This window comes from Brasilonema bromeliae SPC951, from assembly GCF_012912135.1.
Classification (GTDB): Bacteria; Cyanobacteriota; Cyanobacteriia; order Cyanobacteriales; family Nostocaceae; genus Brasilonema; species Brasilonema bromeliae.
This window is the reverse complement of record NZ_QMEB01000024.1, coordinates 15,209-39,870: the sequence shown is the minus strand read 5'-3', so window position 1 is coordinate 39,870 and position 24,662 is coordinate 15,209. Positions and strand designations below refer to the sequence as shown.

22 protein-coding genes and 4 pseudogenes are annotated in these 24,662 nt (G+C 41.5%); 9 read left to right on the top strand and 17 right to left on the bottom strand.

Annotation, left to right across the window (positions count from 1 at the left end):
• The coding region (locus DP116_RS05275; protein WP_169154172.1) for a tetratricopeptide repeat protein at positions 1 to 435 on the top strand (435 nt) is incomplete at its 5' end.
• A 394-nt stretch (positions 436 to 829) separates the two neighbouring features.
• Here DP116_RS05275 and lpxD read toward each other — a convergent pair.
• The 3 genes and pseudogenes from lpxD to DP116_RS29035 all read right to left on the bottom strand — a co-directional run bounded on the left by lpxD (position 830) and on the right by DP116_RS29035 (position 3,669).
• Positions 830 to 1,882, bottom strand: a complete 1,053-nt coding sequence (lpxD, locus tag DP116_RS05270) for a UDP-3-O-(3-hydroxymyristoyl)glucosamine N-acyltransferase (protein ID WP_169154171.1) — start codon at positions 1,880 to 1,882, stop codon at positions 830 to 832.
• 235 nt (positions 1,883 to 2,117) lie between these two features.
• Positions 2,118 to 3,410, bottom strand: coding sequence for a murein transglycosylase A (mltA, locus tag DP116_RS05265; protein WP_169154170.1), 1,293 nt, complete (start codon positions 3,408 to 3,410; stop codon positions 2,118 to 2,120).
• A 3-nt stretch (positions 3,411 to 3,413) separates the two neighbouring features.
• Positions 3,414 to 3,669, bottom strand: a pseudogene (locus DP116_RS29035) (hypothetical protein).
• A gap of 725 nt (positions 3,670 to 4,394) precedes the next feature.
• Between DP116_RS29035 and DP116_RS29030 the strand changes: the two are divergent.
• A pseudogene (locus DP116_RS29030) lies at positions 4,395 to 4,655 on the top strand (hypothetical protein); the annotation flags it as partial.
• Positions 4,656 to 5,015: 360 nt separating this feature from the next.
• Positions 5,016 to 5,654, top strand: a complete 639-nt coding sequence (locus tag DP116_RS05250) for a LuxR C-terminal-related transcriptional regulator (protein WP_246275489.1) — start codon at positions 5,016 to 5,018, stop codon at positions 5,652 to 5,654.
• A gap of 843 nt (positions 5,655 to 6,497) precedes the next feature.
• On the opposite strand, the gene DP116_RS05245 is transcribed toward DP116_RS05250, so the two are convergent.
• Together DP116_RS05245 and holA are read right to left on the bottom strand one after the other, a co-directional pair.
• Complete coding sequence (locus DP116_RS05245) at positions 6,498 to 6,911, bottom strand: DUF4168 domain-containing protein (protein ID WP_339381623.1); 414 nt, start codon at positions 6,909 to 6,911, stop codon at positions 6,498 to 6,500.
• A 172-nt stretch (positions 6,912 to 7,083) separates the two neighbouring features.
• Complete coding sequence (gene holA / locus DP116_RS05240) at positions 7,084 to 8,070, bottom strand: DNA polymerase III subunit delta (RefSeq protein WP_169154168.1); 987 nt, start codon at positions 8,068 to 8,070, stop codon at positions 7,084 to 7,086.
• Between the two features lie 203 nt (positions 8,071 to 8,273).
• Between holA and DP116_RS05235 the strand changes: the two genes are divergently transcribed.
• Positions 8,274 to 9,071, top strand: a complete 798-nt coding sequence (locus DP116_RS05235; protein WP_211173085.1) for a DUF1868 domain-containing protein — start codon at positions 8,274 to 8,276, stop codon at positions 9,069 to 9,071.
• 12 nt (positions 9,072 to 9,083) lie between these two features.
• On the opposite strand, the gene DP116_RS05230 is transcribed toward DP116_RS05235, so the two are convergent.
• Positions 9,084 to 9,872 carry an RDD family protein gene (locus DP116_RS05230; RefSeq protein ID WP_169154167.1) on the bottom strand — a complete coding sequence of 263 codons (789 nt, stop codon included), beginning with the start codon at positions 9,870 to 9,872 and terminating at the stop codon, positions 9,084 to 9,086.
• Positions 9,873 to 9,892: 20 nt separating this feature from the next.
• Complete coding sequence (locus DP116_RS05225) at positions 9,893 to 10,765, bottom strand: DUF975 domain-containing protein (protein ID WP_169154166.1); 873 nt, start codon at positions 10,763 to 10,765, stop codon at positions 9,893 to 9,895.
• 83 nt (positions 10,766 to 10,848) lie between these two features.
• Between DP116_RS05225 and DP116_RS05220 the strand changes: the two genes are divergently transcribed.
• Entirely contained in the window at positions 10,849 to 11,820 is a 972-nt protein-coding gene (locus DP116_RS05220; protein ID WP_169154165.1) for a stage II sporulation protein M, read from the top strand.
• Positions 11,821 to 12,036: 216 nt separating this feature from the next.
• On the opposite strand, the gene DP116_RS05215 is transcribed toward DP116_RS05220, so the two are convergent.
• From DP116_RS05215 to DP116_RS05190, 6 genes are all read right to left on the bottom strand, one after another.
• Positions 12,037 to 13,392, bottom strand: coding sequence for a DUF58 domain-containing protein (locus DP116_RS05215; protein WP_169154164.1), 1,356 nt, complete (start codon positions 13,390 to 13,392; stop codon positions 12,037 to 12,039).
• Positions 13,393 to 13,477: 85 nt separating this feature from the next.
• Complete coding sequence (locus DP116_RS05210) at positions 13,478 to 14,482, bottom strand: phosphotransferase enzyme family protein (RefSeq protein WP_169154163.1); 1,005 nt, start codon at positions 14,480 to 14,482, stop codon at positions 13,478 to 13,480.
• 43 nt (positions 14,483 to 14,525) lie between these two features.
• Complete coding sequence (locus tag DP116_RS05205) at positions 14,526 to 15,476, bottom strand: AAA family ATPase (RefSeq protein ID WP_169154162.1); 951 nt, start codon at positions 15,474 to 15,476, stop codon at positions 14,526 to 14,528.
• A gap of 271 nt (positions 15,477 to 15,747) precedes the next feature.
• Positions 15,748 to 16,839, bottom strand: coding sequence for a DUF4350 domain-containing protein (locus tag DP116_RS05200; protein ID WP_169154161.1), 1,092 nt, complete (start codon positions 16,837 to 16,839; stop codon positions 15,748 to 15,750).
• Positions 16,836 to 17,441: a DUF4129 domain-containing protein gene (locus DP116_RS05195; RefSeq protein ID WP_169154160.1), complete on the bottom strand. Its 606-nt coding sequence runs from the start codon at positions 17,439 to 17,441 to the stop codon at positions 16,836 to 16,838. Before DP116_RS05195 ends, DP116_RS05200 begins: the two co-directional genes overlap by 4 nt.
• A 37-nt stretch (positions 17,442 to 17,478) precedes the next feature.
• Positions 17,479 to 17,967, bottom strand: a complete 489-nt coding sequence (locus tag DP116_RS05190) for a DUF2243 domain-containing protein (protein WP_169154159.1) — start codon at positions 17,965 to 17,967, stop codon at positions 17,479 to 17,481.
• Between the two features lie 160 nt (positions 17,968 to 18,127).
• On the opposite strand from DP116_RS05190, the gene ybiA reads away from it, so the two are divergent.
• Positions 18,128 to 18,598 carry a riboflavin biosynthesis intermediates N-glycosidase gene (gene ybiA, locus DP116_RS05185; protein ID WP_169154158.1) on the top strand — a complete coding sequence of 157 codons (471 nt, stop codon included), beginning with the start codon at positions 18,128 to 18,130 and terminating at the stop codon, positions 18,596 to 18,598.
• A gap of 98 nt (positions 18,599 to 18,696) precedes the next feature.
• On the opposite strand, the gene tnpA is transcribed toward ybiA, so the two are convergent.
• A complete protein-coding gene (tnpA, locus tag DP116_RS05180; protein ID WP_169154157.1) occupies positions 18,697 to 19,095 on the bottom strand; it encodes an IS200/IS605 family transposase in 399 nt (132 codons plus the stop codon).
• Between the two features lie 160 nt (positions 19,096 to 19,255).
• On the opposite strand from tnpA, the gene DP116_RS05175 reads away from it, so the two are divergent.
• The 3 genes and pseudogenes from DP116_RS05175 to psb32 all read left to right on the top strand — a co-directional run bounded on the left by DP116_RS05175 (position 19,256) and on the right by psb32 (position 21,911).
• A complete protein-coding gene (locus tag DP116_RS05175) occupies positions 19,256 to 20,443 on the top strand; it encodes an RNA-guided endonuclease InsQ/TnpB family protein (protein ID WP_169154156.1) in 1,188 nt (395 codons plus the stop codon).
• Between the two features lie 25 nt (positions 20,444 to 20,468).
• Positions 20,469 to 21,017, top strand: a pseudogene (locus DP116_RS05170) (acyltransferase family protein); the annotation flags it as partial.
• A gap of 150 nt (positions 21,018 to 21,167) precedes the next feature.
• Positions 21,168 to 21,911: a photosystem II repair protein Psb32 gene (psb32, locus tag DP116_RS05165; RefSeq protein WP_169154154.1), complete on the top strand. Its 744-nt coding sequence runs from the start codon at positions 21,168 to 21,170 to the stop codon at positions 21,909 to 21,911.
• Positions 21,912 to 22,030: 119 nt separating this feature from the next.
• Here psb32 and DP116_RS05160 read toward each other — a convergent pair whose 3' ends face one another.
• The 3 genes and pseudogenes from DP116_RS05160 to DP116_RS05145 form a co-directional block, all read right to left on the bottom strand.
• Positions 22,031 to 22,414 carry a DUF4346 domain-containing protein gene (locus tag DP116_RS05160; protein ID WP_169154174.1) on the bottom strand — a complete coding sequence of 128 codons (384 nt, stop codon included), beginning with the start codon at positions 22,412 to 22,414 and terminating at the stop codon, positions 22,031 to 22,033.
• Between the two features lie 136 nt (positions 22,415 to 22,550).
• Positions 22,551 to 23,732, bottom strand: coding sequence for a GNAT family N-acetyltransferase (locus tag DP116_RS05155; RefSeq protein WP_169154153.1), 1,182 nt, complete (start codon positions 23,730 to 23,732; stop codon positions 22,551 to 22,553).
• A 49-nt stretch (positions 23,733 to 23,781) separates the two neighbouring features.
• A pseudogene (locus tag DP116_RS05145) lies at positions 23,782 to 24,603 on the bottom strand (RibD family protein).
• Positions 24,604 to 24,662 lie beyond the last annotated feature (59 nt).

Genomic DNA, 24,662 nt, shown 5'->3' with positions numbered 1-24,662 from the left:
GCGCTGTCCGCTCAAGGCAAACTCGATGAAGCGATCGCCTCTTACCAAAGAGCGTTGCAAATCGAGCCAAATTTGGCACTTGCTCACCATAACCTGGGGTTAGCGCTGAAAAATCAAGGCAAACTCGATCAGGCGATCGCCTGTTACCAAAGAGCGTTGCAAATCGACCCAAATTATGCGACTGCTCACAATAACCTGGGGATTGCGCTGAAAAATCAAGGCAAACTCGATCAGGCGATCGCCTCTTACTGTAAAGCGTTGCAAATCGACCCAAATTATACAGATGCTCACTATGCCCTGGGGATTGCGCTGTACGATCAAGGCAAACTCGAAGAAGCGATCGCAGAACTGGAAATAGCTGTTCGCCTTGATCCTAGTAGTACGCAGTATCGTAAAAACTTAGAGAATTATAAGAATGAAAAGAAGGGTTTTTAGAGGCGTTTATTTGGTGGGTAGAATATTCTCAGTTATTTAGTATTATTTTGTAGTTTTGTCCTTTTCCTCTTTGCTCTTTTCTTTTTTCGCTCTTCAAGTGAAGCAAACTGGAATTTTTTGGTGAATAATTGCGTTGCATAACCCCACCCCTTAACTCAGATCTTGCACCTCGACCGGAGTACGCCTTGAACTGAAGTACCCTGCGGGAAGCCGCCAGAGGCGTCTACAAGGCTTATAGCCAAAGTCCGTTAAAACGGACTGAAACGCATATCCAGTAAGCTTTAGCTTACTTGAGCTTTGAGCCAAGAAATTTATTTCTTGGCGGACAAAAATTATGGTGCAAGATCTGAGTTAAGCAATTCAAAATTCAAAATGATGTGTATTTCAGCAGGCACTAACCATTACCATTATTAATCTGACGTTGTAACTGTCTCAATGTTTGATACATTTCTGGTAAGCGAGCGAGGATAGCTGACACCTTCAAGTACTGTTTGTGCGGCAAAGATGGACTTCCAGAGACAATTTCACCTGGTGCGATATCACTATGAACACCAGCTTTTGCAGATGCGATCGCCCTATCGCCAATCTTCACCTGATTGCTAATTCCCGACTGTCCAGCCAGGATAACACCATTACCAAGTTTCACGCCTCCCGCCATACCAGACTGACCTGCTATAGCACATCCAGCACCAATTTGGCAACCGTGACCTATTTGCACCAGATTGTCAATTATAGTTTGGCGACCTATCCGTGTTTCTCCTACGGCTGGGCGGTCAATAGCGCTATTACAGCCCACTTCTACATTATCTTCTAAAACAGTGTAACCGGATTGTTCCATTTTTACCCAACCAGTGGAACTGGGAACAAAGCCAAAGCCTTCTGAACCAATGACAGCACCACTGTGAATCATACAATCTGCACCAATACGAGTTCGTTCGTGGATGGTGCAATTGGCGTGCAAGGTTGTGCGATCGCCTATCTTAACATCTGGATAAATTACCACATTAGGATGAATGCACACATCATCACCAATTTCTACTCCCTGCTGAATCACAACATGAGCACCTACATACACTTGTTTACCAATTTTTGCTGTCGGGTGAATAACAGCAGTCGGATGAATTTCTGGAGTCGGACGCCAGGGTTTATAAAATAATGCGATCGCTTTGGCAAATAACAGTCGTGGTTCTGGCGTTGCAATCCAAACAATACTCCGTTCTTGTGCTTGTGCCTGTAATGTTTCATCTGCAGGTAAAATTAAAGCACTAGCATTTGTCTTACTAACCATAGAAGCGAATTTTGCTCCTTCAATGTAGCTGAGAGTACCCGTTGTCGCTTCATCAACTGCTGTAACCCCTGTAATTTCTGGGTCGTTTTCTTTATTGGAACAGAAGCTATTGGAGGAGGCGGCGTCACCAAATTTTTCTAAAATTGTACTGAATTTCATGGTTATTTTTTCAGGAGTCCTTAAATATAGGCAAAATAATTGTCGCTTTTTATTAGAATTATGTTCTTTGCACTTAGATGAATAATATTTAACTTTTTCGTAAGATGCACACAGATAAATTATCTGTATACATCTGTGTGCATCTGCGGTTCAAAACATCCTACAACTATATATTTACAGGCAGTATTGGCGTGACTTATCACCTCTAAAAGAAAAGATTGAAGAGTTGCCAGAGTTATTGCTTCAATAATAAATAATACAGCTTACCATTGCCACCCGTTATACCAGCGCGATCGCCAGCTAATTTGCCAGTTCCCATAAAATAATCAACTCGTCCTGGTCCTTTAATAGCGCTTCCTGCATCTTGGTCAAGCACGTAGCGACTCACAGTACGAGGCACCATCTGTCCATACTCAGTGGGAAAGGGTAAACTGGTGTTAATCAGCGCTAATGCTCCTGGAGGCATAATAGATTTATCAGTCGCAATAGAACGTTCTGCTGTGACTGGCACAAGGATACTTCCTTTAGCCCCTGTACTACCAGTTTCCTGGAAGAAGACAAAGCGTTTCCAGCGCGGCAGATAATTATCCATCTGGTTTGGATTCTGCTGAAAATACTGAGTCATAACTGGCAATGTTAAACCACTCAAGGGAAGTTTGCCATCTTTCGCCAGTTCTTTGCCTATGCTTGTCCACGGGTAATCTGTTGCACCTCCATAACCCACAGATGTTGTCGTACCATCAGTTAAGTTGAGTTGGGCAGAACCTTGAATTTGAACCATGTACGCATCAAACCGATTGGCAAACCAAAATAACTCCAAACCACGTAACCGGCTTCTATCGCCGAGTAAAGCATCTTTTCCTTCTAAATCAACCCGTTTTGGATGTGGCTTCGCCCATCTCTCAAAGTCGGGTGGTCGTCGATAAATGGGATACTGATAGACTGGTGTCCGTACGCGACTCGCGGTATATACAGGCTCGTAATAAGCAGTAAACCTCACGTTACCATTGCGATCATTTCCAGAAGACTGGTAAAAGACAAACTCCTGACGAATAGCAGCTTGCAGTTGTGCTGGTGACTCACAGCTAACAACCAGTTGGCGGAAACGCAGCAAACTACGTCGGACGCGGTCAAGGGTAATCTCTCTAATAGGATAATTTCGATAAACTGCTGCAGCCTTATCAGTTGTTAGGTAATACAAGCTGTTGTCTATTGCTGTTAACAGTGCCTTGCTATCGCCTGCTTTCCCGTTTTCACCCCAAATTTGCTCATCCCAACCCAAACAACTGTATGAAGAGCTACAGATTGTCGCCACATCTACACGCATCAATGGTGACATAAGGTGTCTAAATTGAGTGGGTTTTGGCACTGGCACTGGCACTGGCACTGGCAGTGGCAAAATCTCAGGTTGGCTTGGGACTGGTATTGGTATCGGTGGTAAGTCAGGAACCTGAGCAAAAACTGAGCAAAGTGGAATAAAAAGAGCAACTCCTAGACTCAAGAAAAATAAAGTAAGCGTTTTTCTCATGATTTAGGTAAATCTTTCCACACTAGAGCAAAAAATGGGTCTTACCCGAATAGCTACAATCCGAGACGGACGCACGACCATGTACTCAGGACTGAATATTTTTGATTGGTACCCGGATATTGTCATTAGAAGCAGACTTCGGCACAGGTTCGCCACCATACCACTTCTAAAATTTTTGAATTGTTGGAAAACGGGCTTGTTCACGGTGACCATTTTCTAGTAGAAGGTATACGGTGTACTCATTTGCTGTTTTGGGCATCACGTTAAATCATTTGGAACACATTCAACTCATTGTTAACCACGCAACCCTCAAATGGGAAGAGAAAGAGGGAGAGAAACAAGAAAAGAAGAAGAGTAGGAAATTGTTCCACTCTCCTAGAACCTCATCTCCTTGTCCTTGTAGCTTTTGACGGTTGTTATCCCAGAAACAGTTCCCGAGAAAGTGGGAAGTAGAGAATTTCGATACTGACTTACTGACTACCAAAGGTTTGCTTTGAACTCAAATGTTGCTCATATTTAACAATAACTGAGTACTTGCTCATTTCTGACAACAATGTTTCTGATAGAAATCGCAGACATTAACAAAATTTTCATACATATTAGTTTGCTTAAGAAGGTAAACTTTAGTTTCAACAACAACCACTCATATTCAACCAATGCTAAATTAATAATTGAAGCTAAAAAGCTTCCCTGGCAGATAAAACAGCTAGAGAAAAACAAGTGAAGAGGTAAAGAACGCTGTTGAATCCACATCTGTCTCGCAACAACACAGCAACACCCAACTCGAATGGTGATATTTCCTCACATGTAGCGGCATAGAGGGCACTGTCACTGAGCAGTTTACACTTGTCCAAGTGATAAACTCAGTACATCCCTGGCTAGAATGAACAATAAGAGGAAATAACTTATCTAGTAGAGGTTTGGGTGTTGTTGTCATTTAGGAATGCATCTGCGTGTAAGCTTGTACAAAGTTGAATAGAAAGACCTATTACTAAAATTGAGGGTAAAGAAACGGATCTACTGCTTCCTAGCCCATTTGTCTGTATTGAAATTGGTTATGCTATTCAAAGTAAGTGTTCTGAACAAATTCTACTAGCCCAAATGGAACGCTCAGATATAGCAGGGCAGTTTCCTTTTGACTTACCATCATCACAAATTTTGCAATTTCGAGACACTAAAGAACTCAGTAAAATCTTGCCTGAAACGATTGAAATCCAGCTTGCAAGATTTAAATTATTTGCTTGATAAGCTGTTAAGCATAAGCAAGTCTTAATGCGATTGCCAGCTTATTGATATTCAGATGCTCCTATTGACAATGCTCCCCCTGAAATCCAAAGTGAGTCAACGCTTTTATAACGATTGGCATATACATAAATTAATTTACACTTACAAAAGCTATATCCGAAATAGAGTATTTAACAGCTGTATTCAAAACTAAGTTGTTAAGAGGGCTATAAAAACTTCTGAAAGTTCACTCTCATGTGTGCCATGTTGTCTATGACACACTCCTTTGCATTCCTATGTGTCATTGTTCTGCAATATCATGCAGACAATTAAGGTACATATTTTCAACAGAAAAAAAACTACTAAATAAAGAATAGTGTTATGCAAAATAAAGTATGTCCCATGATAACCACAAGAAAAATCTCACCACTATCTAGAGAAAAAACAGTTCAACGACAACAGTTAGATAATATTGAGTTACATGATTCTCTGCGAGCTTATTTTTTCCAAGAAGTGATTGAAGGCTTACAAGACGGTATTTTACTTTTGAACGAGACAGGTGAACTGATTCATGCAAATACATCTGCTTGTAATATCGTTTCTCAAATTAATCAAGACAGTTCCAATTATATACCACCTGCTATCTGGAGTCTTTGCGAGACATTATTAGAAAACCGTAGTAATTTAGCCAAAAAAACTATGATTCTCTCTCATGAGATTGTCGTAGATAAGTCAAAAGTTTTCTGTGTTCGTGCTAGATGGCTTAATTTAGAAAAATGTAATAGATCTTATCTATTGGTGAGTATGGAAAATAAATATGAGTCTTTGAAAAATATTGCCATTGTGGAGGTTAACAAATATAAATTAACACGACGAGAAGCAGAGATTTGGTGTCTTTATAGAGGAAAGTTTAGCTATAAAGAGATTGCAGATCAACTTTACATTTCTATGAATACAGTAAAAAAGCACATGAGAAATATTCATGCAAAGCGACAAGCATTTTTAAATTGTGAAAATTAAGCTTTTTCAGCTATTATAATATTTATATCTAGAAAGAAAATTAGGAGCGTAGCGTGTTTCGCAGGAACGAACGCGACAGTGACAGCGATGCTCAAGGGAAGGAGTTTTAGCACATTAATTTTTTTTACATACTTCTGTTTACTTGTGGTTTGATACCTCTTCATAAAAAGAGTACCCCTAAGGGTACTTTCTGACTATATTAGAATCGTATTATTATGTACTCACTACAAAAACGGGATATTTGATACAATAATGTCATTTTGAGCCAAGCAAAGATGCTTAGTTATCGCGGGTTTCCAAAAGGTGGAATTTCCGAGAGACTCTGCTTTCCTGCATAACGCTCAATATGACATTTTTCTATTTTTTTATATATCTAGAAGTTAAATCGTTACTGACAAAAAAACTTGCAAATCTTATAGACTAATGTGCCGCAATGCGAATCTTTTTCTTTCCAGAATCTTCGTATTGCTAAAATTAATTATCAACAGTACAGATAGATGATTATACACCCATTCAGAACCATTAACTCAAATTTTGGATTTGAGATATCTAGATAGTTCAATACTACAGAAACTGATATCAAGTTGCATTGTTAAAGCGTAATCTATCCGCAGCGATCCGAACGTAGTGTAGTGTGGAAATCTTATGTCTCAAAGTGACATCACAGATTGCAATTGAGTATGACATACAGTTGCTATATCTTCTTTTACCAAAAGGTTCGACATAAGACTATGGACTATGAAGTTTGCCCTTTTTTGATTAGTGACAAGCTCTAAAATGCTTATAGCAGTTTTAACCAGGAGAAAGAATTTTTCTTGATTTTTTTGATTGTTTCAGTTTGATTTACGGGGATTTAGGCATTTTTTGTTGGCGAAGTAATTCATTGTACATCTTTCGTTTTAAATCATCATTACCTTGAACCTGTGTCGTAATGGTGTTATACCTATCAATAGAAAGACCATTATCTTCAACAGCTTTTTGATAGCGTTGACAGTAATTTACAGCAATTTCTCTTGCTTTGCCAGGAAGACTACTGAAGCTGTTGTTATCGTTACAAACAATCTTTGGAACCTCCCCGGTACCCATAATTTTTTTAATGTCGTCAAAGGCTTGTTGACGCTCAGGTTCCATTTTTAACATAGCTCTAGCATAGTTTCTAAGTTCACCAGGATTCACTGCTTGTGCAGCTTGAGCATCGGCTTTTGAACTCAAAACTAAAGTACTAGAAACCAAACTTGCAGTTGCAACGGTGCCCACAAACAAAGATTGGGCAAGTATCCGAATTAGACTAAGTCGGAAAAAGCGATGGTAATATCTTTTCATTTGTTTGATGAAACAACTACAGTCGGGATATCTTAATCACTGTGAATTATTTTAAGAGTCAGAAGTTCCAGAAAACACTCAAACAAGAAAATGTTTGTTTTTCTTGTTAAGTTCTTTGATAGACTTGACAAAGCTCTATGACTTTAGTCTGAAGTGTTGACATATCTGAAGCTCCTTGTTTGAGACTAACTTCTAAATCTAACAATATAGGTAAAGTGGCAAGAAGTTGCTGTACAGAAACAGATTGAATTTCTTTTTGTAGATAGTAAATGCGGTTGGGATTGCCTATCTCCGCAGCTTTAGCAATAACTTGTGAATTGCGCTCACCACTTTCTATCATGAGCTTGACCCATAACCAAGTGCGAAATTGACCAATGAGGGTGGCAACTATTCGCAAAGGAGGTTCACAAGCATTAATAAGATCGATTAATATCGCTAAAGCTCTAGCTGTGTCCCCTGTTCTAATTGTTGCAGCTAATTGTAGGCTATTTTGAGTTGTATTTCGGACTAACTGAGCAACGGCGTCTGTGTCCAAAGGTTGATTGCTGCCTTCAGCGTAAAGCCGTAATTTCTCCAACTCATTGTAGAGAAGGCGTGTATTATTCCCTACAGCATCTGCCAACATCTCTACACTCGATTGAGTTAGTTTCACTCCTACTGATTGAGCAGCTTGACTGACAGACTGCATTAGTAGTTCCGTCTTCCAAGGTGGAATTAAAGAAAATTCTTTGAATTCAGCAAATTTTTTCAAAATTTTGGTTGATTTGAGACGCTCATCTGGTTTGTGACTACTGGTGAGTAACAAATATGAATCTTCGGGGATGACTGGCAAAGTTCGCTCCAGTTCTGATAACACATTTTCTGAGAATTGCTGGCAAACGGTTGTATTGGCAAGCCATACTAAACGTCCGCCAGTGCCAAAAGGTGGTGTCATCACTTGATTTAATCCTTGAATCGGCGCATCAGCTAAATCGTTTGGGAGTACTGTGTAGTTAAAACTTGTCCACAGGGGATCGAGAACGCGATCGCGCACAAGAGCGATCGCCTTTTCTATCGCAAAATCATCCTCACCCCAGTAAAAGTAGACTGGCATAGGGAACCTCACTGTTGTTAGAGAAATTAGAGAAAGTAGGTACAATCAGGGGAAAGTAGTCATTATTTATAATATTTCTTTGGTGCTCCTTATTCTCCTCATCACCCTACCACCTCAAAAAAGCTAAATACTTTCTAAATCCCTGATTTAATGCAGGTGATTTTGCCTACAATCAATAAGCGTGGAGTTCGAGGATATGAACGTTGGACGACAAATATCAAATTTACTTAAATCGTTTAGCGCGGATGACGCTAAGCGAAGCGTACAAAACTCAGATCCAGCATATCCAGACATCTTCTAAATTTCAGCCGCATTCAGACCAAGGAAGGCAAGCAGTACCTTTTCCTGGCTATACAGTGATCACCCCACCTTGGGAAGAAGAAACAGACAACTCTACTTTCTACGCACACTTACAGGATTACCAGCAGGAACTTTTACAGTTAAGAGTAAACTCTGATTGGATCGTGCCTGTACCTCCTGCAAGCTTTCATTTGACTTTGGCGGACTTGATTTGGGATAGTGCTTACTATGATGCTCGCGAAAAAAACCCAAAATTTGAAGAACAGCTAAGTTCTTGCTTTGTGGACATCTTTAGGCAGTATCAACAATCGACTCAGGCGCAAACTTACCCCATTCGCTGGCAAATGCAGGGATTGGTAGTGATGCCAAGGGCTATAGGCGTTTGTTTGGTACCTCAAAATGAAGCTAGCTACGAACAAATTGTTAACTTGCGTCGAGCAATTTATCAAAATTCCCACTTGATGGCATTGGGGATTGAGCAACATTATCACTTTAGCGCTCATGTGACACTGGGCTATTTTGGAGAAATTGCGCCCAATCTAGACCACGAGAACCTTGCTACCATGTTTTCTCAGTTGAATCAGCAATGGGCGGAGAATTCCTTGGAATTGAGCATAAACCGTGCCGAACTACGGAAGTTTGACGACATGACGCGCTATTATCGCCAACCAGACTGGCCAATTTTAGATTTTAGTCATTAGTTCATCAATTAACTAATGACTAAAATTTGAAAATTTTTGATATGCAAGGTAAATAGCTTCTAAAAACACATCTGGGGTGACAGCTTCTGGTATATTTTCTAAGTGAATAATAGCTTTGACATCCTTAGCTAATTGCAGAGCTACTGAGGTTCTTGCCTTTGGTGCCATTGCAGGGCGTCTGTGCAAATATTCTCGAATAACGGCAAAATCATCAGGTAACATAGCTGACAAATCGGCAATTTGTAGCAATTGCTCGCTCACAGATTTTGCCTGTTCTGAAATAGTCAAAGTCGTTGATGTGGTGGGTGTCTGAGTTTGAATCACAATTGTGCCAGCGGCTAAATCACCCAAACGCTTTTCTTGGTTACTAAACATGATAAGAATTGCCCCAATAAACAAAACTTCGTCAAATGGTCGCAGTAAGGCACGTAGTGTTGCTTGTTGCAGCCCAATCGGTCTACCATCATCTCGCACCACACGAATTTTTGCAAAGCGTTTACCAGGGGTTTGACCTTGCCATAGAGTTTCAAAAAAAACAAAATATCCTACGTAAATAGCGAAGCCAATAAGGAATGCGATCGCCACCAGCCAAAAACCTGCTTGATCACGAAAAATAAATTTCCACAAATCAGCCAGTTGAATGAAAACAGTTATCCAAGCGATAAGGAACAGTATCAATATCACACTCAAAACGAGATAGTCAATCAGTAGTGCCCAAGCGCGATTACCAATTCCCGCAAGGGTAAACTCCAGTTCTACACTTTCTGGTGTCCTGAATTTAACACGATTAAATATATGCATAATAATTTTTTTGCTGACGTTTAAATCTCATGGTCGCGTAATCTCAAGCCTAATCCCTCACGACGACTCCGCAGGTCATAGTAAATCACCGCTTTAATTGCTTGCCAGAATGGTAAAACGACCGCCCCACTGGCAAAACTTACAGCCAAATTTAACAGAAAAACAATAGTACTAAAAACTAATGAATTTTGTTCTACTAAAGGTGCAAAAATCAACGGAATAATAGTGGTAATAATCTGAACAACAATTTGAAAAGGTAGTGTAATTAAAAAGGCAACCAACGAAATAAAAAGAATCCGCCAGACGTAACCTTGAGTTAACTCCCTACTTCGAGCAATCGTTGACCTAGCATCAATATTATCCTCAATAGCAAGCGGCACATCCACTAAAAAAAACCGCATTAACAACCATAAAAATGCTATTAAAAATGCTATTATTATAATAAGACTGACCACTGTTATAAGAACGGCACCTGTATCTCCTTGCTGAGCTATTCCGCCAAATGGCACTCCCAATAAATAAAAAATCAAACCTAAAATTACAGCTAAAATTACAGCTAAAATTACAGCACCGATATAAATCCCCACTATCAAAAGAAACATCAACAGTATCGTAATAAAAAACTGCCATAATCGAGAATTGACAAAACGCTGACCAGACGAAATACTTTCAGGTTGATTCACCAATTCACCAAAAGCTAATCGGGAAATCAGCGCTGATAAGGCATAAAACTTTGCCCACCCATAAAATGGAACAAGTAGCCATACATAAGCTTTCAAAGCGAGTAAAAAATAATCCTTAAGATGAGAGCGATATAACCGTAATCCTGCGCTGACAACATTTCCAAGACTGAGAGGTTGTATCGGACTCGGAGAACCAATGTTATATGACATGATGTCTAAGTCTCTCTTGTAAAGTAGGGCGGTAAATGTGAGGCTATTTTAGGATAAGTTAATACTCAGTATTCTAAAAATTCATGAATATTCAACGATGGATCGCGCGGCGAGAACCAAATTGGCAGCGATTGGACGCCTTACTAAGGCAGGTAGAGAAAAAAGGACTAAAGTCTCTACGGGCTACAGAAATTAGAGAATTAGCAAGTTTATATCGTTCAGTAGCCGCAGATTTGGCTCGCGCTCGTACTCAACAATTGGGTAATATTTTAATACAAAATTTACATTTATTAACAAATAGAGGTTATAGCCAAATTTACCAAGGTTCACGACGACAAGAGTGGCAAGCTGTAGTGCAATTTTACAAATGGGGATTACCAGCCGTAGTGCAACAGACATTTCCATATACAGCAACTGCCATTGCCCTATTTTTAGTAGGAGCAATCATTGCTTGGTGGTATGCTTGGCAAGATCCAACTTTTCTGTCAATTGTAGTTCCAGAAAAACTGATCAAATTGGTACGAGACGAGCAGAAATTGTGGATGGGGTCTATTGTCGGCATTGAACCCCTAGCGTCTACCGGTATTATGATTAACAACCTGTCAGTATCCTTTGGTGCTGTTGCTGGTGGAATCACCGCAGGAGTTTTTACAGCCTATTTGATGATTTTTAATGGCTTGTCGATTGGTGCTATTGCTACCTTGGTGGGTCAAAATCATCTTGCTTATCCTTTTTGGGCATTTGTTTTTCCGCATGGTTCCCTAGAATTACCAGCCATCTTTTTTGCAGGTGGTGCAGGTTTTTTACTTGGAAGAGCTATTTTATTTCCTGGTAAATATCGTCGTGTAGATGCACTGAAATTCTACGGTTCTCAAGCGGTACAGTTGATATTTGGTATTGTACCAATGTTGATTCTTGCTGGTATTATTGAAGGCTTTTTCTCTCCTCATCCTAGTGTTCCAGAAGTTTTTAAATATCTTGTTGGGATGGGATTATTGATGCTTTTGGTGGCTTATTGTAGTCGCAAGTTTAAAGCAGTGAAACCTGATAACTGATACTGATTCAAAAGCAGGACTTACGGAACCTCACCCTGCCCTGTCGGGCATCCCTCACGCCAGGTGCTTCAAGTCGGCAAAGCCGGACGCCAGATACCTACGGAGGGAGACCCTCCTGCAGTACTGGCTCCCCAACGCACTGGCTCTCCTTATAAAGGAGAGGGAAAGATTTTTGCGTAGCAAAAAGCGAGGGTGAGGTGAAAAGCGAGATATGAGTTAAAGCAGATTCCGTGCTTTGATTTGCAAATATTTATCTACTAATTGATCTGTCACTTGATTGGCTGGCGCATCTAACACCAACACACCTTTGTGTTTGAGTTGGGCAAACGCGACTTGTCGTTGTGCTAATAAATCTAGGGCGACAGCACGAGTATAGGCAGCTATCACTCCGTCTTCCCTCCCTTTGAAAGGGGGGGATTGAGGGGGGGTGGTAGTATGTGCCAAATGGTCAACTAAGGGATCGCGTAGGGTGACGCAAAACGACAAGTAGCGAGGTGTAAGCCTGGTGAGTGCGGCTAGAAGTTCACCAGAGGCGGTCATATCAACTAAATCAGTTATAACTACCACAAGACTTCGCCTAGTTTGCTGCTGCACAACACTTGTAACTGCCCCTACGTAATCAGATTCTAACAACACTGGTTGAATGGGAGTTAAGCGGTCAATCAGGTGACTCAGGCGATGTTGACCGCGTTCTGGAGGAATCCAAGTATGCATTTGGCGGTCAAAAACGCCTACGCCCACGCGATCGCCCCGATGTAATCCAGCCAAAGCTAAGGACAAAGTCGCATTCAAACCCCAGTCAAATCGCTGCAAACCCCGTACTTTTGCTGTCATTAACCGTCCTCGATCCAACAAAATAACCAAGGTTTGCTCTTGTTCGCTTTGAAGTACCTTCACCAATGGTGGTGTACCATAAGCGCCCACACGACGGGCAGTTGCTTTCCAATCAATAAACCGCAAATCATCACCAGCGCGATAGTTCCGGAGTTCAGCAAATTCTGTGCCAATATTAAATTGGCGAGATTGACGGTTGACTCCTGATGATTGCAGCACTAAGCGAATTGAGAGCGATCGCAACCCCACTAAATCTGGATAAACTTTCACTTTTAGACTGTGAAAAATCTTTCTATCATCCCAAGCTAATCCCCAAGCACCAAGTTGTCTCACCTGAATATCCCCCCAAGAAAACTCTCCGCGCCTTGTGGGATGGACGCTATAAGTTAATTCTTGAGTACTCTGACTAGGAACAGTGGCGCGTAGTGCGGGGACAGACACTCCAAAACTAGTTGGGTAGTCATCGCGGATTTGAATGATCGCGTTGGCATTTGCTGATGTTACCTTGAGTAAAACTGGATTCTCTCGTCCAATGGACAATCGCGAGGGTATTTCGCGTGTCATCTGCACGCGATGTTGTCGAACTTGCAAACCATCCACAACCATCAATCCCAGCACGGTCATATCAAACAGCAAAGTTATAAATAGACTTACCTGAATGCTGATAAAGAAGGCTAAAGTTGAGGCGATCGCAATTCCCAGTATCAATAAAAAATAAACTCGTTTAGAAGGAAGCATTTGTTAATTTACAACTACATCTTACTGAACCCTTACCCGTTGTCTACTGCCACACTTATGCACTCTCTAATTGTTTTTTCCGGGTTTATTCGGTAGGTACAAGTTGTGATTCAAGCAAAAACGACTCACCTTCAAGATATTTATGAAGGTGCCTCTTAGCAATATGTTGAACATCATTTGAAATCCATTCATGTTCTTTTGGATTATTCAGATGAAACGAGTAATTATATATTATTGCCATGATAAAGAATCCCTCTACTATTTCTAAGTAACGCTCAGGTAACTGACGAATAGTTTGATACCCTTCAAAAAAGGAGAATCGTACTTGAGGCAGTAAATATTGAATTGACTCAGCAATATCATAAAGGTAGTATCCAAAGCCACAACGAGCGAAATCAATGGGTCGAATTTCTTCGTTGTGAAATAGATAATTGCTGTCATGTAAGTCTGCATGAATTAATCCCCAAACATCTTGTGCTTGACCCAGTGTTTTCATCATGCTTTCAATCTTTTGGGTTGCTTGTGTAAGCATCCTATAATGCTCTGGTGAAATCAAGCCATAGGACACTGCTGGGTAAAATGCTGATAGTGCTGCACGCAGACGATTTTCATCAAATATTGGGCGTACAAAATTTTGTGGTAATTTCCATTGACTGCTATGGCGATGCAGTTGAGCCGTTAATGAGCCAAGCTGGTAAGCTTGTTGTGGTGTTCGATGAGTATCCGAGACGTAGCCATCAATCCAACGTAGCAATGAGCAATAAAAAACATCTTGGGTATCATCTGCTAACACTTGTGTCACCCATCTACCCTCCAGATTTTGCACTGGCTCTTGCACTATGATATTGGTCTGGTGACGCAAGGCCACAAGCCACAAAAGTTCTGATTCAATAACATCTGGTCTAAGCCATATATCATCCTGTAACCCTGAAAATGGTTGGTGGATACGGAGGAGAAACTTTTCCTCTGGTGCTTCCACATAAAAGGTCACGTTTCCACTATGACCCAGAAACCGAAGTTCTTTCTGAACTACACCATATTGATTGAGTGCAGCCTTGGCAATGCGTTCATAAGCGTCACTCTGTGCCATTATTTACAATGTTCCATAAAGGTTGTGTTGCAAAAAAAATATTTTACCTTGGGACTGGCACTTTATTTAATATTGATGCGATCGCCCCATCAATTTGTACACCATCTAACATCGCTTCTGGTTTCAAAATCAAACGATGACGTAGTAGTGGTGATGCAACTGCTTTCACATCATCCGGAGTGACAAAATTTCGTCCAGCTAAGTACGCTGCTGCTTGTGATGTCTGCAACCACAAACCAGCAGCCCGAGGAGATGCACCTAAACTTAAATCAGGATATTGTCGCGAGGTTCTGACTAACAAAAGCAGATAATCAATGATTGTTTCAGAAACTTTAACTTCTCTGACGACTTGTCGTGCTGACAAAATTTGAGGTATTGTTGCGACTGGCTGTAAACGAGCAATATCTAGACGTCGTGCTGCAAATCCCGCCTGACGATTGAGTAACATTTGCTTTTCAGCAGCTTGGTCAGGATAATCTACCACTAGTTTGAAGACAAATCTGTCCAATTGTGCTTCTGGTAGAGGATAAGTACCTTCAAATTCCAAAGGATTTTGCGTTGCAATTACCCAAAATAACTCTGGTAACGCCAAACTTTCACCATCCAGTGTCACCTGCGTCTCTTCCATTGCTTCTAGCAGCGCCGCTTGGGTTTTGGGGGGAGTTCGGTTGATTTCATCTGCAAGCAGCACTTCGGTAAAAACTGGTCCCTTTTTCAGGCTGAAACTGCGGGTGTTTAGATCGAAAATATTTGTTCCAGTAATATCTGATGGTAGAACATCTGGTGTCAGTTGAATTCGGCGAAAATCAGCTTGAATAAGCTGTGCCAAAACTTTTACAAGCAGTGTTTTCCCAGTTCCTGGTACTCCTTCCAAAATCACATGTCCACCTGCAAGCAAAGCTATCAAAAGCTGGTGTATTAGGGTGGATTGACCGACTACAACTCGATTAAGTTCTTGACTGAGGCGATTTAATACAGGATTGATTTCGCTCATTATTATTTATAAACAATTAACGTCAGGCACAAAAGCATTTTTAAAAACTACAGAGGACGCAGAGTTAAAAGCTATAGAAAATTTCCCTAATTATTTAAAATACTATAGCAATCCTAAATCATTTATGAAAAATCTTGAGTAGTGTAGAGTAGTGTAGGGTGGGCACTGCCACTAAAACCTTCATATAAGTGGGCAGGATCTGACTAGCAGTGCCCACCCTACGTGTGTTTCAAAAATCAAATAGCATTTTTATATAGAAGGTAATTGTTAATTATGAATTTTTAATTCTCCGAAGAGTTTGCCATTTCCCCAACCAGCTTAACAGTTCTGATTCACTCATGTGGCGTTTTTGGGATTGTCGTTTTAACACCTCTTCTAGTTCTGTAGGAGGAATCCCTGTTTGCTGTACCCAAGCATTGATTATAGTTTGCTGATCCAGTAATTCTTGCCCCAATCCTAAAGCTTTTTGTAGTTGCAATTGTTCTGCTTTTCCGATCATTTCTACAACAAAGTCGCTGGATTTAGCTTTTTGCAAAACTCCTGCCAAAGCTTTGATGTAGGCTTCACTGTTGTCAACGACTGGCACATCTAATGCAACTGGCTTGCCAAAGCGCCTATTTTGCGACCAAATAAGCACCAGTAGCAGTATGCCTGCTTGTAAGAAAGCTGGAAATACAGGAGTTTTGGTAAAATAACTTAAGAAATCCCCTTTGCCTTCTCTTTTTCTGACACTAGGTTCCTTGTAGCCGTGGATGTATTCATCTACAAATAATAAATGACCTTTTTGAGTGACTAAATCTGATAAATACTGAAAATTACTTTGATAGTCTTGGTAGGCATTGGCAGCTAAGTAGGGAGTCGTAGAAAAAATAGCTTTTCCTTGACCGTAATTTTCTTCCCAAACAACTGCACCAAAGCGATCGCCCAAAGAAACCTTTTCTTGAGTTTTGAGTCGTCGCCGTCTTCGCGTCTCAATTTTGACATCTCCTCTTAGAGATTTTTGCATGGTGGTGAAGTCTGCTGCTGTACTCGCCGCCCCCACACCTAAAATAACCAAATTATTGCCTTTTTCTACCCATTGTTTTTCGTGATCATACAGCCCATCGCCCAAGCGGCTGTTGATTTGTAATAAAGTAATGGGACGTTTTTCTGTATTTAAATCACTAAAAGGCTTTTGCCAACGCTTGATACCAGTTTTTTGGTTTTCCATATAAGCATACCAAGCGCCGTAACCGTCGGGAGCGCGGTTGTAGGTGGAACCACTATTGATGTTGCTGCTGGTTGGGGCGGTGAAGAAACTGAGTAGTAGCATCACTCCCAAGGCGATCGCCCCAATCCAAGTCAGACGGTTTGAACGTTTCATGTATTGGAAATCTCCCGATACGCTTGCTGACAATGCTGATAATTGTCTGCCGAAATTTCAGCATTGCCAAAACACAATTGTTCGTGAGTAGTCATCAAAGTTTCATAGGGCTGGATTGAAATCGCAAACATTCGTAGCAATTGCAAATATTCTCCATCTGTACGGCTAGATTTGTGAGGGAGGATTCCTTGCCCATGCAAGTGCTGCAACATAGCGAAGTAAAGATAACGGCATGCCTGACGGTAATTACCTTGACGGGAAAATTCTTGCGATCGTGTCAACAACTGATCTACAGATAATTCACTTTCTGCAGTTTTTGCTTGAGAATTAGTCCAATTGTGACCAGCCAGCCAAGAATTAAAATAAGGGCGGAGTTCTCGCCACAAACGCCAACCAACCCAAACTACAAATAACCCCAGTAAGAGCCAAAAAATAAAGTTCAGCAGCTTCAGCATCCACGGACTAATAGACCACTGAGGTGAGAACTTTGGCAAAGCCCAATCAAATCTGGATAACTGGTACTCAAACCATTCTCCAACTTGTTGTTGAAACTGGGAACTCTGCCAAACCCAGCTTGTTTTTTCAAAAGCATCTGCGGACATGATACAAGTTATGAATTATGAAATTTTCATTGAGCACTCATAATTCATAATTTTTACCGTTTTTTTGTACCAATACCAACCCAACGATAACAAGAAGCGCACCGAAAGCAAGAAATCCCAAATCCCAGGCTAACTGATTTGGTCCTGGTTTGACATGATGAATGCCAAGAATCTGATGGTCAATGACTCCTTCAACGACATCGAACAATCCAGCACCGATAAGTATTGACCCAAAGTAGATGTTGGATGACCAAGGAACATCTTCACGCCCTCCTGCCCGCCATAGCAATACCACTCCAATTACAGTCATGATCCAATCAAAAGCGTGAAATAAGCCGTCCCAGACTGTATTCACATCTATATTAGACATTGTGGTCAGAGGTCGAACGTTACTCAACATATGATGCCACTGAAGAATCTGATGCAGTACAATGCCATCAAAGAAGCCACTAAGACCTACACCTAGGAAAATTCCAGCAACAATCAACGGGACACGTTGGTTGGTCTTTTCAGTTTTTGCTTCCATTATTAACCTCTCGCTACGACTTTTGACTTCACCATAGAACTTTATTTTGAAAGCAATCTTCTACCTTGAGACAAGTACTGTGGTGGAATTCAAAGCAGACTGTTTCTTGCTAGTATCTACCGTGATAGTGGATATTAATGTATAAAACAGCAATTTTCAAATGACCATTTACTTTTACAAGGTTTGGCAGCCCTACGGCTGTTTCTCCAATTTTTCTCCTCATGGAATCGTCATGCAAGACATCTTTTGGTCAACAGTTGAGCATTATTATCAAGCTCAAAAGTTTGTTGGAACCTCAGATGCTATGATCATACCTCTTATCCATAGTGCTGAAACACCAGAACTTGCTGCGGCATTAGGACGCGACTGCACGCGCCAAGTTCGTTTAGACTGGGAGGAAGTCAAAACTCAAGTGATGCGAGAAGCTGTACTACTGAAGTTTCTGACACATAGTGATATTAGAGAAATCCTTTTAACGACTGGTGATAACTTGATTGTAGAAAACTCACCAACCGATTATTTCTGGGGTTGTGGTGTAGATAAAACGGGTCACAATCATCTCGGTAGAATCCTTATGAGTGTGCGTGAGGAAATCCACAATTTACCATCTTTGTCAGTCGTTTCTGATTAAGTGTTACTTATTTGTCATCTATGGGGTTGGTTAGCAGTTATTTTCATTGCTTTTTTAATTGGACTGACCAAAAATTTTGGGATACAAGCCCCGTCCTTCTAGGACGGCTTTTCTTGATTTCTAATGTATCGCTTTAGTACTTCTATTGGTGCACCTCCTACAGAGACGGCGAAGTAGCTAGGACTCCATAAAGCTTCTTTGTGGAGTTTCTTGTACCCAGCTTGTCCATACCTGCGACTTGATACGCCTTTCAATGCGTTTACTATCTGAGAAACAGACAGCTTGGGGGGATACTCAATCAGCGCGTGAACATGGTTACTCTCGCCATTGAATTCAAGCACTACAAAGTCCATTTTTTGAGCAACTTCGCGGAAAGACTTTTCAATTAATCCCAAACTTTCAGATGTGAATACTGAACGGCGATATTTGGTAACGCAGACCAAATGCATTTTTAAATCTGTAACACTGTGCCTCTCTTTCCGGAATTGGCTTGTCACGGGGTCTTACACGTAGGAAATGAAGCCAGCCCTATTACTTCGAGTACTCGTAACGCCAATACAGATCAACAAAACGAGGGCTGGCTTCATTTCCAGGGGACAATGCGTCATCACGTGTAGACCAATACATAATAGTAACAGACCAATCTTAACACAAGCCATGAAAGCCAGGTATCAGTTCCGATTCTACCCGACAGACCAACAACAACGGAGTTTAGCTCAGTTGTTCGGCTGCGTTCGGGTAGTTTGGAACGATGCGTTAGCACTTTGTAAGCAGTCTGAAAAGCTTCCCAGCAATAACGACTTGCAAAAGCTCGTTATTACGCAAGCCAAAAAAACTGAGTCTCGCGTATGGCTTGGAGAGGTTTCAAACATCCCCTTGCAACAATCCGTGGCGGATTTAGGAGTTGCTTATAAAAACTTCTTTGATTCGCTAAAAGGCAAGCGCAAAGGCAAGAAGGTTGGGACGCCACGATTCAAAAAAAAGACGAGTCAGCAATCTGCAAGGTTTAGAATTGGTGGATTTTCGATTAAGGGACGACGCGTTTATCTTGCCAAGATTGGCGAAGTCAGCCCAATTTGGTCGAGAGAGTTGCCTTCTGCGCCTAGCTCGGTAACTGTGATTAAGGACTGCGCGAATCGCTATTTTTTAAGCTTCGTGGTAGAAGTTGAACCTATTCAAATCGATGCTAAGAACCAAAGCATTGGAATTGATTTAGGAATAAAAACTTTTGCCGTGATGAGCAATGGCGAGAAAGCCGAAAGTCCTAGTTACTCGGTTCTAGACAGAAAGATACGCAAACTGCAAAAGAAATTAGCACGACAACCCAAAGACTCAAAACGTAGAGTCAAGACTCGCATTCAAATCGCAAAACTGCACAACCAAATTACAGATACGCGAAAAGATTTTTTGCACAAACTGTCTACCAAAATTGTTAGTGAAAACCAAACTATTGTTTTGGAAGACTTGAATGTGTCGGGATTGGTCAAAAACCGTAGGCTTGCCAGGTCAATTAGTCTTCAAGGATGGAGAGAATTTCGGACACAGTGCGAGGCGAAATCAGCCAAACTGGGCAGGAATTTTCGCGTCATTAGCAGATGGGAACCTACAAGCCAAATCTGCTCAGAGTGCGGTTACAAATGGGGCAAGCTTGATTTATCGATTCGGTCGGTTCTCTGTCTTAGTTGCGGCGCGGAACACGACCGAGACGAGAACGCGGCAAAAAATATAAACAAAGTCGGGACAGGGCATTGCCACGACTCTAAATGGACGCAGAGACGGGATAAGACTATTTCGGTAGCATCTGTCAACGAAGCGTCAAGAATCACCGACCCTTTAGGGCGGTGAGTATGTCAAACCCCACTATTTATTCAATGGTTTTATGGATGTAAGTCGTCCTTGGTTGGTAGGTTCGTTTACTTTAGGAATGCTAGCCGCTGAAATTGGATTTTCACAAAAGCCTCATTGGATCAGGTTAAGAAAGTCTGTACCATGGGCTGTGTTGGCAGTTATTTTTGCTGGCATTGCTTTTGTAACAGAATGGAAAAGATTAGGATTGGATGCATGGATTTTTGAGAGTTTTGCTGCGCTAGCTGCGGCTTGTCTGATAATTTACTGCACTAACTTTATTCTTGAGACAAATACGTTGCCAAAAGGGCTGCGCGTATTAGAATCACCTGTTGCAATCACACTGGGAGCATTTTCCTACAGCCTTTATCTCACTCACGGAGTGATAGTGACGCTAGTGCATCACTTTCTACACAACTTGCAACTACCTGCCATTACGTATACAGTGTTACTATATCTAGTTAGTGTAGGAATATCGTTAGTATTCGCCTATTTGTTCTATTTAGCTTTTGAACGGCGATTTACAACCAGTGGAAGACTAAAACACAAATCAATTGACTTAAAAAGCCACTGATTTTATGCTACTTGAGATTTAAGCTAGAAGTTATTAGCAGTGTTCGCATAACCACTATTGCGCTTTGCACATAAGACGCAGGCAAATAGGAGACTTTGCCACTGGTTATGTAGTATTTTTTTTGTGCAAGTGTGTGTTTTGGTAAATCCCATGAAACAGCTCCTCAATCGAGTCTTAAGCTTGAAAAAACGCATCCAACGGCTACTTCTGCCGTCAGTGATGGTGATTCTGGCTTCTTTACTGTTTGCAGCATCTGCTTCGGCGACTGGTGTGTATGATATGCCAACCATTACAAGTGGCGAACCCACTTGGGTTGTGGATCAAGCTGACGTCATCAGCCGTTTAAATGAAGGTAAGCTAAGCAGCACCCTGGAAAATTTGGCAAAGCAAACAGGTAATGAAGTAAGAATTGTCACGATTCGTCGTCTTGACTACGGTGAAACTCCGGTGAACTTCACCAAAGCACTGTTTGAAAAATGGTTTCCTACAAAGGAAGCACAGGCAAATCAGACGATATTAATGATTGATACCGCAAAAAACGGTAGCGCAATTATAACTGGCGATAAAGTGAAATCTGTGATGAGCGATGATATTGCCTTGAGTGTAGCTTCCGAAACTTTGACGGTACCATTACGGGACGGTGACAAATATAATCAGGCATTTCTAGATGCTAGCGATCGCCTAGTCGCCGTTTTATCTGGCGAACCCGACCCCGGACCTCCCCAAATTACGAATAACGTCCCGGTAAAAAGTAACTTTGCCACTGCAGAAGACACCAACACCAACAAAGGTAATGCAACTGCTTGGGTGATAGGACTTTTAATCGCCGCCACCGTTATCCCAATGGCGACTTACTACATTTATCAAGTGTTTCAGCCATCTTCTAACGGATGATATTCGCTTGTTAACCAGTTATCAGTTATCAGTTATCAGTTATCAACTTCACTGTTGACTGATAACTGTTTACTGTTCACTGTTCACTGTTCACTGTTCACTGATAACTGTTCACTGTTTTAATCCTGAACATAATCTTGTCCTGTCACTAAAGAAATCTCAGATCGGACAAACTCACGACCCAAATAAGCTGCATGGCTTAACTGAGTCACTGGACAAGGCTGAGTTTCCTCAAAAATTTTCACACACAATTCTTTTGCCGTTCTTCCACTAAACACAGTCGTGTGAGTGCGTTCCACCTTTCCCCGTGCTGGAATGACCTTGCCAGTTTCTGGATCAACAGCTAAACCACGCTCATCAATCACATTCGTGAAATGTTTGGCATAAATTAATCCTTCCTCCCGATTTAAATAAATAATGAAATACCCACCGGGGTCAAGGTCAATATGACGCTGAGAAAGTTTATTGTCAATTGCTGCCAAGTTTTCAACCGTCAAATCCATAATCATCATAGAAATTAACTTGTCTTAGGGGTTTTTTACCCCTTCTCAAGTGTAATTCTTATCTTCTTTGGTGTTCATAACATTTTGGCGCTCATAGCGCAACAGTGTTGCTGAAAATGCATAACAAAAATTCGTATTAGGGATTGGAACGAGCAAAAGGCAACTCGGCATTGATTGCAGAAATCTCCTGCTGTTCGATTTCATTCACCTCGCTGATGTAATGTCCGAGAATTTGTGCTAAGCGACCATTGTAAAAGCGGTGCAAACTGTAATTGGCAGCTGCAGGGAAACCGCGACGTTTTTTGTGGCGTCCACCAGCACCAGGGTCAAAAACTTGGATACCGTTGGCGATCGCCCACTCTACTGGTGAATAATAGCAAGCATCAAAATGCAAGCAATCTATCTCTTGAAAAGAACCCCAGTAGCGTCCATACATCCTATCACCCTTAAACAGACAAAAAGACATCCCTACTGGTTGACGATGATCCTGTTCTGTGTATGCCGCGAAAAACACAACCCGATGGCGATAATGTGCGTGTAGCTGTTCAAAAAATCTCTTTGTTAAGTATTTACTACCCCACCAGCCGAATTTATCACAGGTATCAGCGTAGAACTGATACATCAAAGGAAATAGTGACTTGGGAATTTCATCGCCTGTGATCGGTTGTAGTTTCAAGCCAGCCTTGGACACTGCTTTGCGTTCACGCTTAATGTTACGACGCTGGTTGGCGTTGAACACTGCCAAGTAGTCATCAAAATTGTTGAAACCAAGATTTTCCCAAATGTAGCTGTGGTGCAGCCAAGGTGTGAAGCCTTGGCGTTCCAGAACAGGACGCCATTCGGGGTCTACATAAAGAAAATGACACCCAGAAATACGGTGTTTGGTGCAGAAAGCATCAATCTCGTGCACCATCAATGCTGTCATCTCATCTTCATCTTCCCCTGGCGCTATCAAAAATCGATAGCCTTCAGCCGGGGTAAATGGAGTCATTCCCAGCATTTTTGGGTAATACTTTACACCAATACGTTGTGCTAAGTCTGCCCACTGATGGTCAAAAACAAATTCGCCAGAACTGTGTCCTTTCAGGTAAAGTGGAGCAGCAGCGATGAGCGTTCTGTCTCGCCATACAGTTAAGTGATTCGGTAACCAACCAGTGTTAGCTGTAGCGCTTTGGGAGGTTTCGAGATTTTTCAGCCACTCCCACTCCAAAAACGGAGTTTTGAGTGACAATGCTAAAGCATCCCACCCCTCTTGGGGGACTTCAGCAATTTTATTTATCCAAGCGACAGAATAGCGAGGTTGCAGTTGTTCCACCATTAGAGGTTTTTAAGATACAAAATTTAGCACAAACTTTATTTAGCGTAAACTAATCTGTCGGTCGTTGCAGCCGATAATGCACAAAAACTTCAGACTCTACTGTGTGAACTTCCAGCAACTGTAGACGGGGAGCCAACTCAAAGAAAAATCCGCTACCTTCCACTGGAGTCGGTGCAGTAGAACCGCCTAGAATCAACGGACAGATGGTTAGCCAAAATTCGTCAATCATATCAAATCCGTTTGTATCGGAATTATTTATCCTTCCTCTCTCTCTGCGTCCTCTGCGCCTCTGCGGTTTTTTAATCATTCAGATGCTACCGGATTTGATATCAAATGCAGTTCCAGCATGGAGGCGACACAGGTACCGCCGCCCAAAACAGCTAAGCGTTTTATACCCAAAGTAGTTAAATGTCGTAAAGCTGTATGAATGTCAACTTTTGCCGTTGGTGCGCCACATGCCAAAATGAGCTCAAATTCTTGACGTTCTTTCCAAAAAAGCGCTCCTGCTGTTGTCGTCAGTAACCAGCGCAAGACTTGCTGCTGAAAGAATCGTATTTCCGGATTGAGGTTACCAGAATGTGTAATAAGTATATAGACAGGTTGGGAAGGCTTTCCCGCATGAGTTCGTTGTTGCAGCAGTTGTGGGTGCGATACAGTTAGGGTTGTACCGTAAGCGCGTAGAGTACCAGCACCGAATAAAACAGCATCTGAAGCAAGCAATTTGTTCCTCCAGGTGTGCAATGTCCGTCTTGGAACCAAATCGAGCAGGCGATGCTGCAAACCGCGACGCACGCGATCGCCTGACATCCGCTATTTTGCCGTCTGCACTCATCGCCAAAATCACAGTGGTATGTGGACGATGTTGTACCATTGGGTTGGTCTGATAGTTTTTGTTTTCTGTTCAAAATGCTGATCTTTAAAAATAGTGAT

Excerpts from the sequence above, each read along its gene's own strand:
- DP116_RS05210 (WP_169154163.1), bottom strand. The coding sequence starts at position 14,482 with ATGGCACAGAGTGACGCTTATGAACGCATTGCCAAGGCTGCACTCAAT.
- DP116_RS05155 (WP_169154153.1), bottom strand. The coding sequence starts at position 23,732 with ATGGTGGAACAACTGCAACCTCGCTATTCTGTCGCTTGGATAAATAAA.
- psb32 (WP_169154154.1), top strand. The coding sequence starts at position 21,168 with ATGAAACAGCTCCTCAATCGAGTCTTAAGCTTGAAAAAACGCATCCAA.
- DP116_RS05225 (WP_169154166.1), bottom strand. The coding sequence starts at position 10,765 with ATGTCATATAACATTGGTTCTCCGAGTCCGATACAACCTCTCAGTCTT.
- DP116_RS05160 (WP_169154174.1), bottom strand. The coding sequence starts at position 22,414 with ATGGATTTGACGGTTGAAAACTTGGCAGCAATTGACAATAAACTTTCT.
- DP116_RS05200 (WP_169154161.1), bottom strand. The coding sequence starts at position 16,839 with ATGAAACGTTCAAACCGTCTGACTTGGATTGGGGCGATCGCCTTGGGA.
- DP116_RS05220 (WP_169154165.1), top strand. The coding sequence starts at position 10,849 with ATGAATATTCAACGATGGATCGCGCGGCGAGAACCAAATTGGCAGCGA.
- DP116_RS05195 (WP_169154160.1), bottom strand. The coding sequence starts at position 17,441 with ATGTCCGCAGATGCTTTTGAAAAAACAAGCTGGGTTTGGCAGAGTTCC.
- lpxD (WP_169154171.1), bottom strand. The coding sequence starts at position 1,882 with ATGAAATTCAGTACAATTTTAGAAAAATTTGGTGACGCCGCCTCCTCC.
- DP116_RS05190 (WP_169154159.1), bottom strand. The coding sequence starts at position 17,967 with ATGGAAGCAAAAACTGAAAAGACCAACCAACGTGTCCCGTTGATTGTT.
- holA (WP_169154168.1), bottom strand. The coding sequence starts at position 8,070 with ATGCCAGTCTACTTTTACTGGGGTGAGGATGATTTTGCGATAGAAAAG.
- DP116_RS05230 (WP_169154167.1), bottom strand. The coding sequence starts at position 9,872 with ATGCATATATTTAATCGTGTTAAATTCAGGACACCAGAAAGTGTAGAA.
- DP116_RS05250 (WP_246275489.1), top strand. The coding sequence starts at position 5,016 with ATGCAAAATAAAGTATGTCCCATGATAACCACAAGAAAAATCTCACCA.
- DP116_RS05205 (WP_169154162.1), bottom strand. The coding sequence starts at position 15,476 with ATGAGCGAAATCAATCCTGTATTAAATCGCCTCAGTCAAGAACTTAAT.
- DP116_RS05175 (WP_169154156.1), top strand. The coding sequence starts at position 19,256 with ATGAAAGCCAGGTATCAGTTCCGATTCTACCCGACAGACCAACAACAA.
- mltA (WP_169154170.1), bottom strand. The coding sequence starts at position 3,410 with ATGAGAAAAACGCTTACTTTATTTTTCTTGAGTCTAGGAGTTGCTCTT.
- ybiA (WP_169154158.1), top strand. The coding sequence starts at position 18,128 with ATGACCATTTACTTTTACAAGGTTTGGCAGCCCTACGGCTGTTTCTCC.
- DP116_RS05215 (WP_169154164.1), bottom strand. The coding sequence starts at position 13,392 with ATGCTTCCTTCTAAACGAGTTTATTTTTTATTGATACTGGGAATTGCG.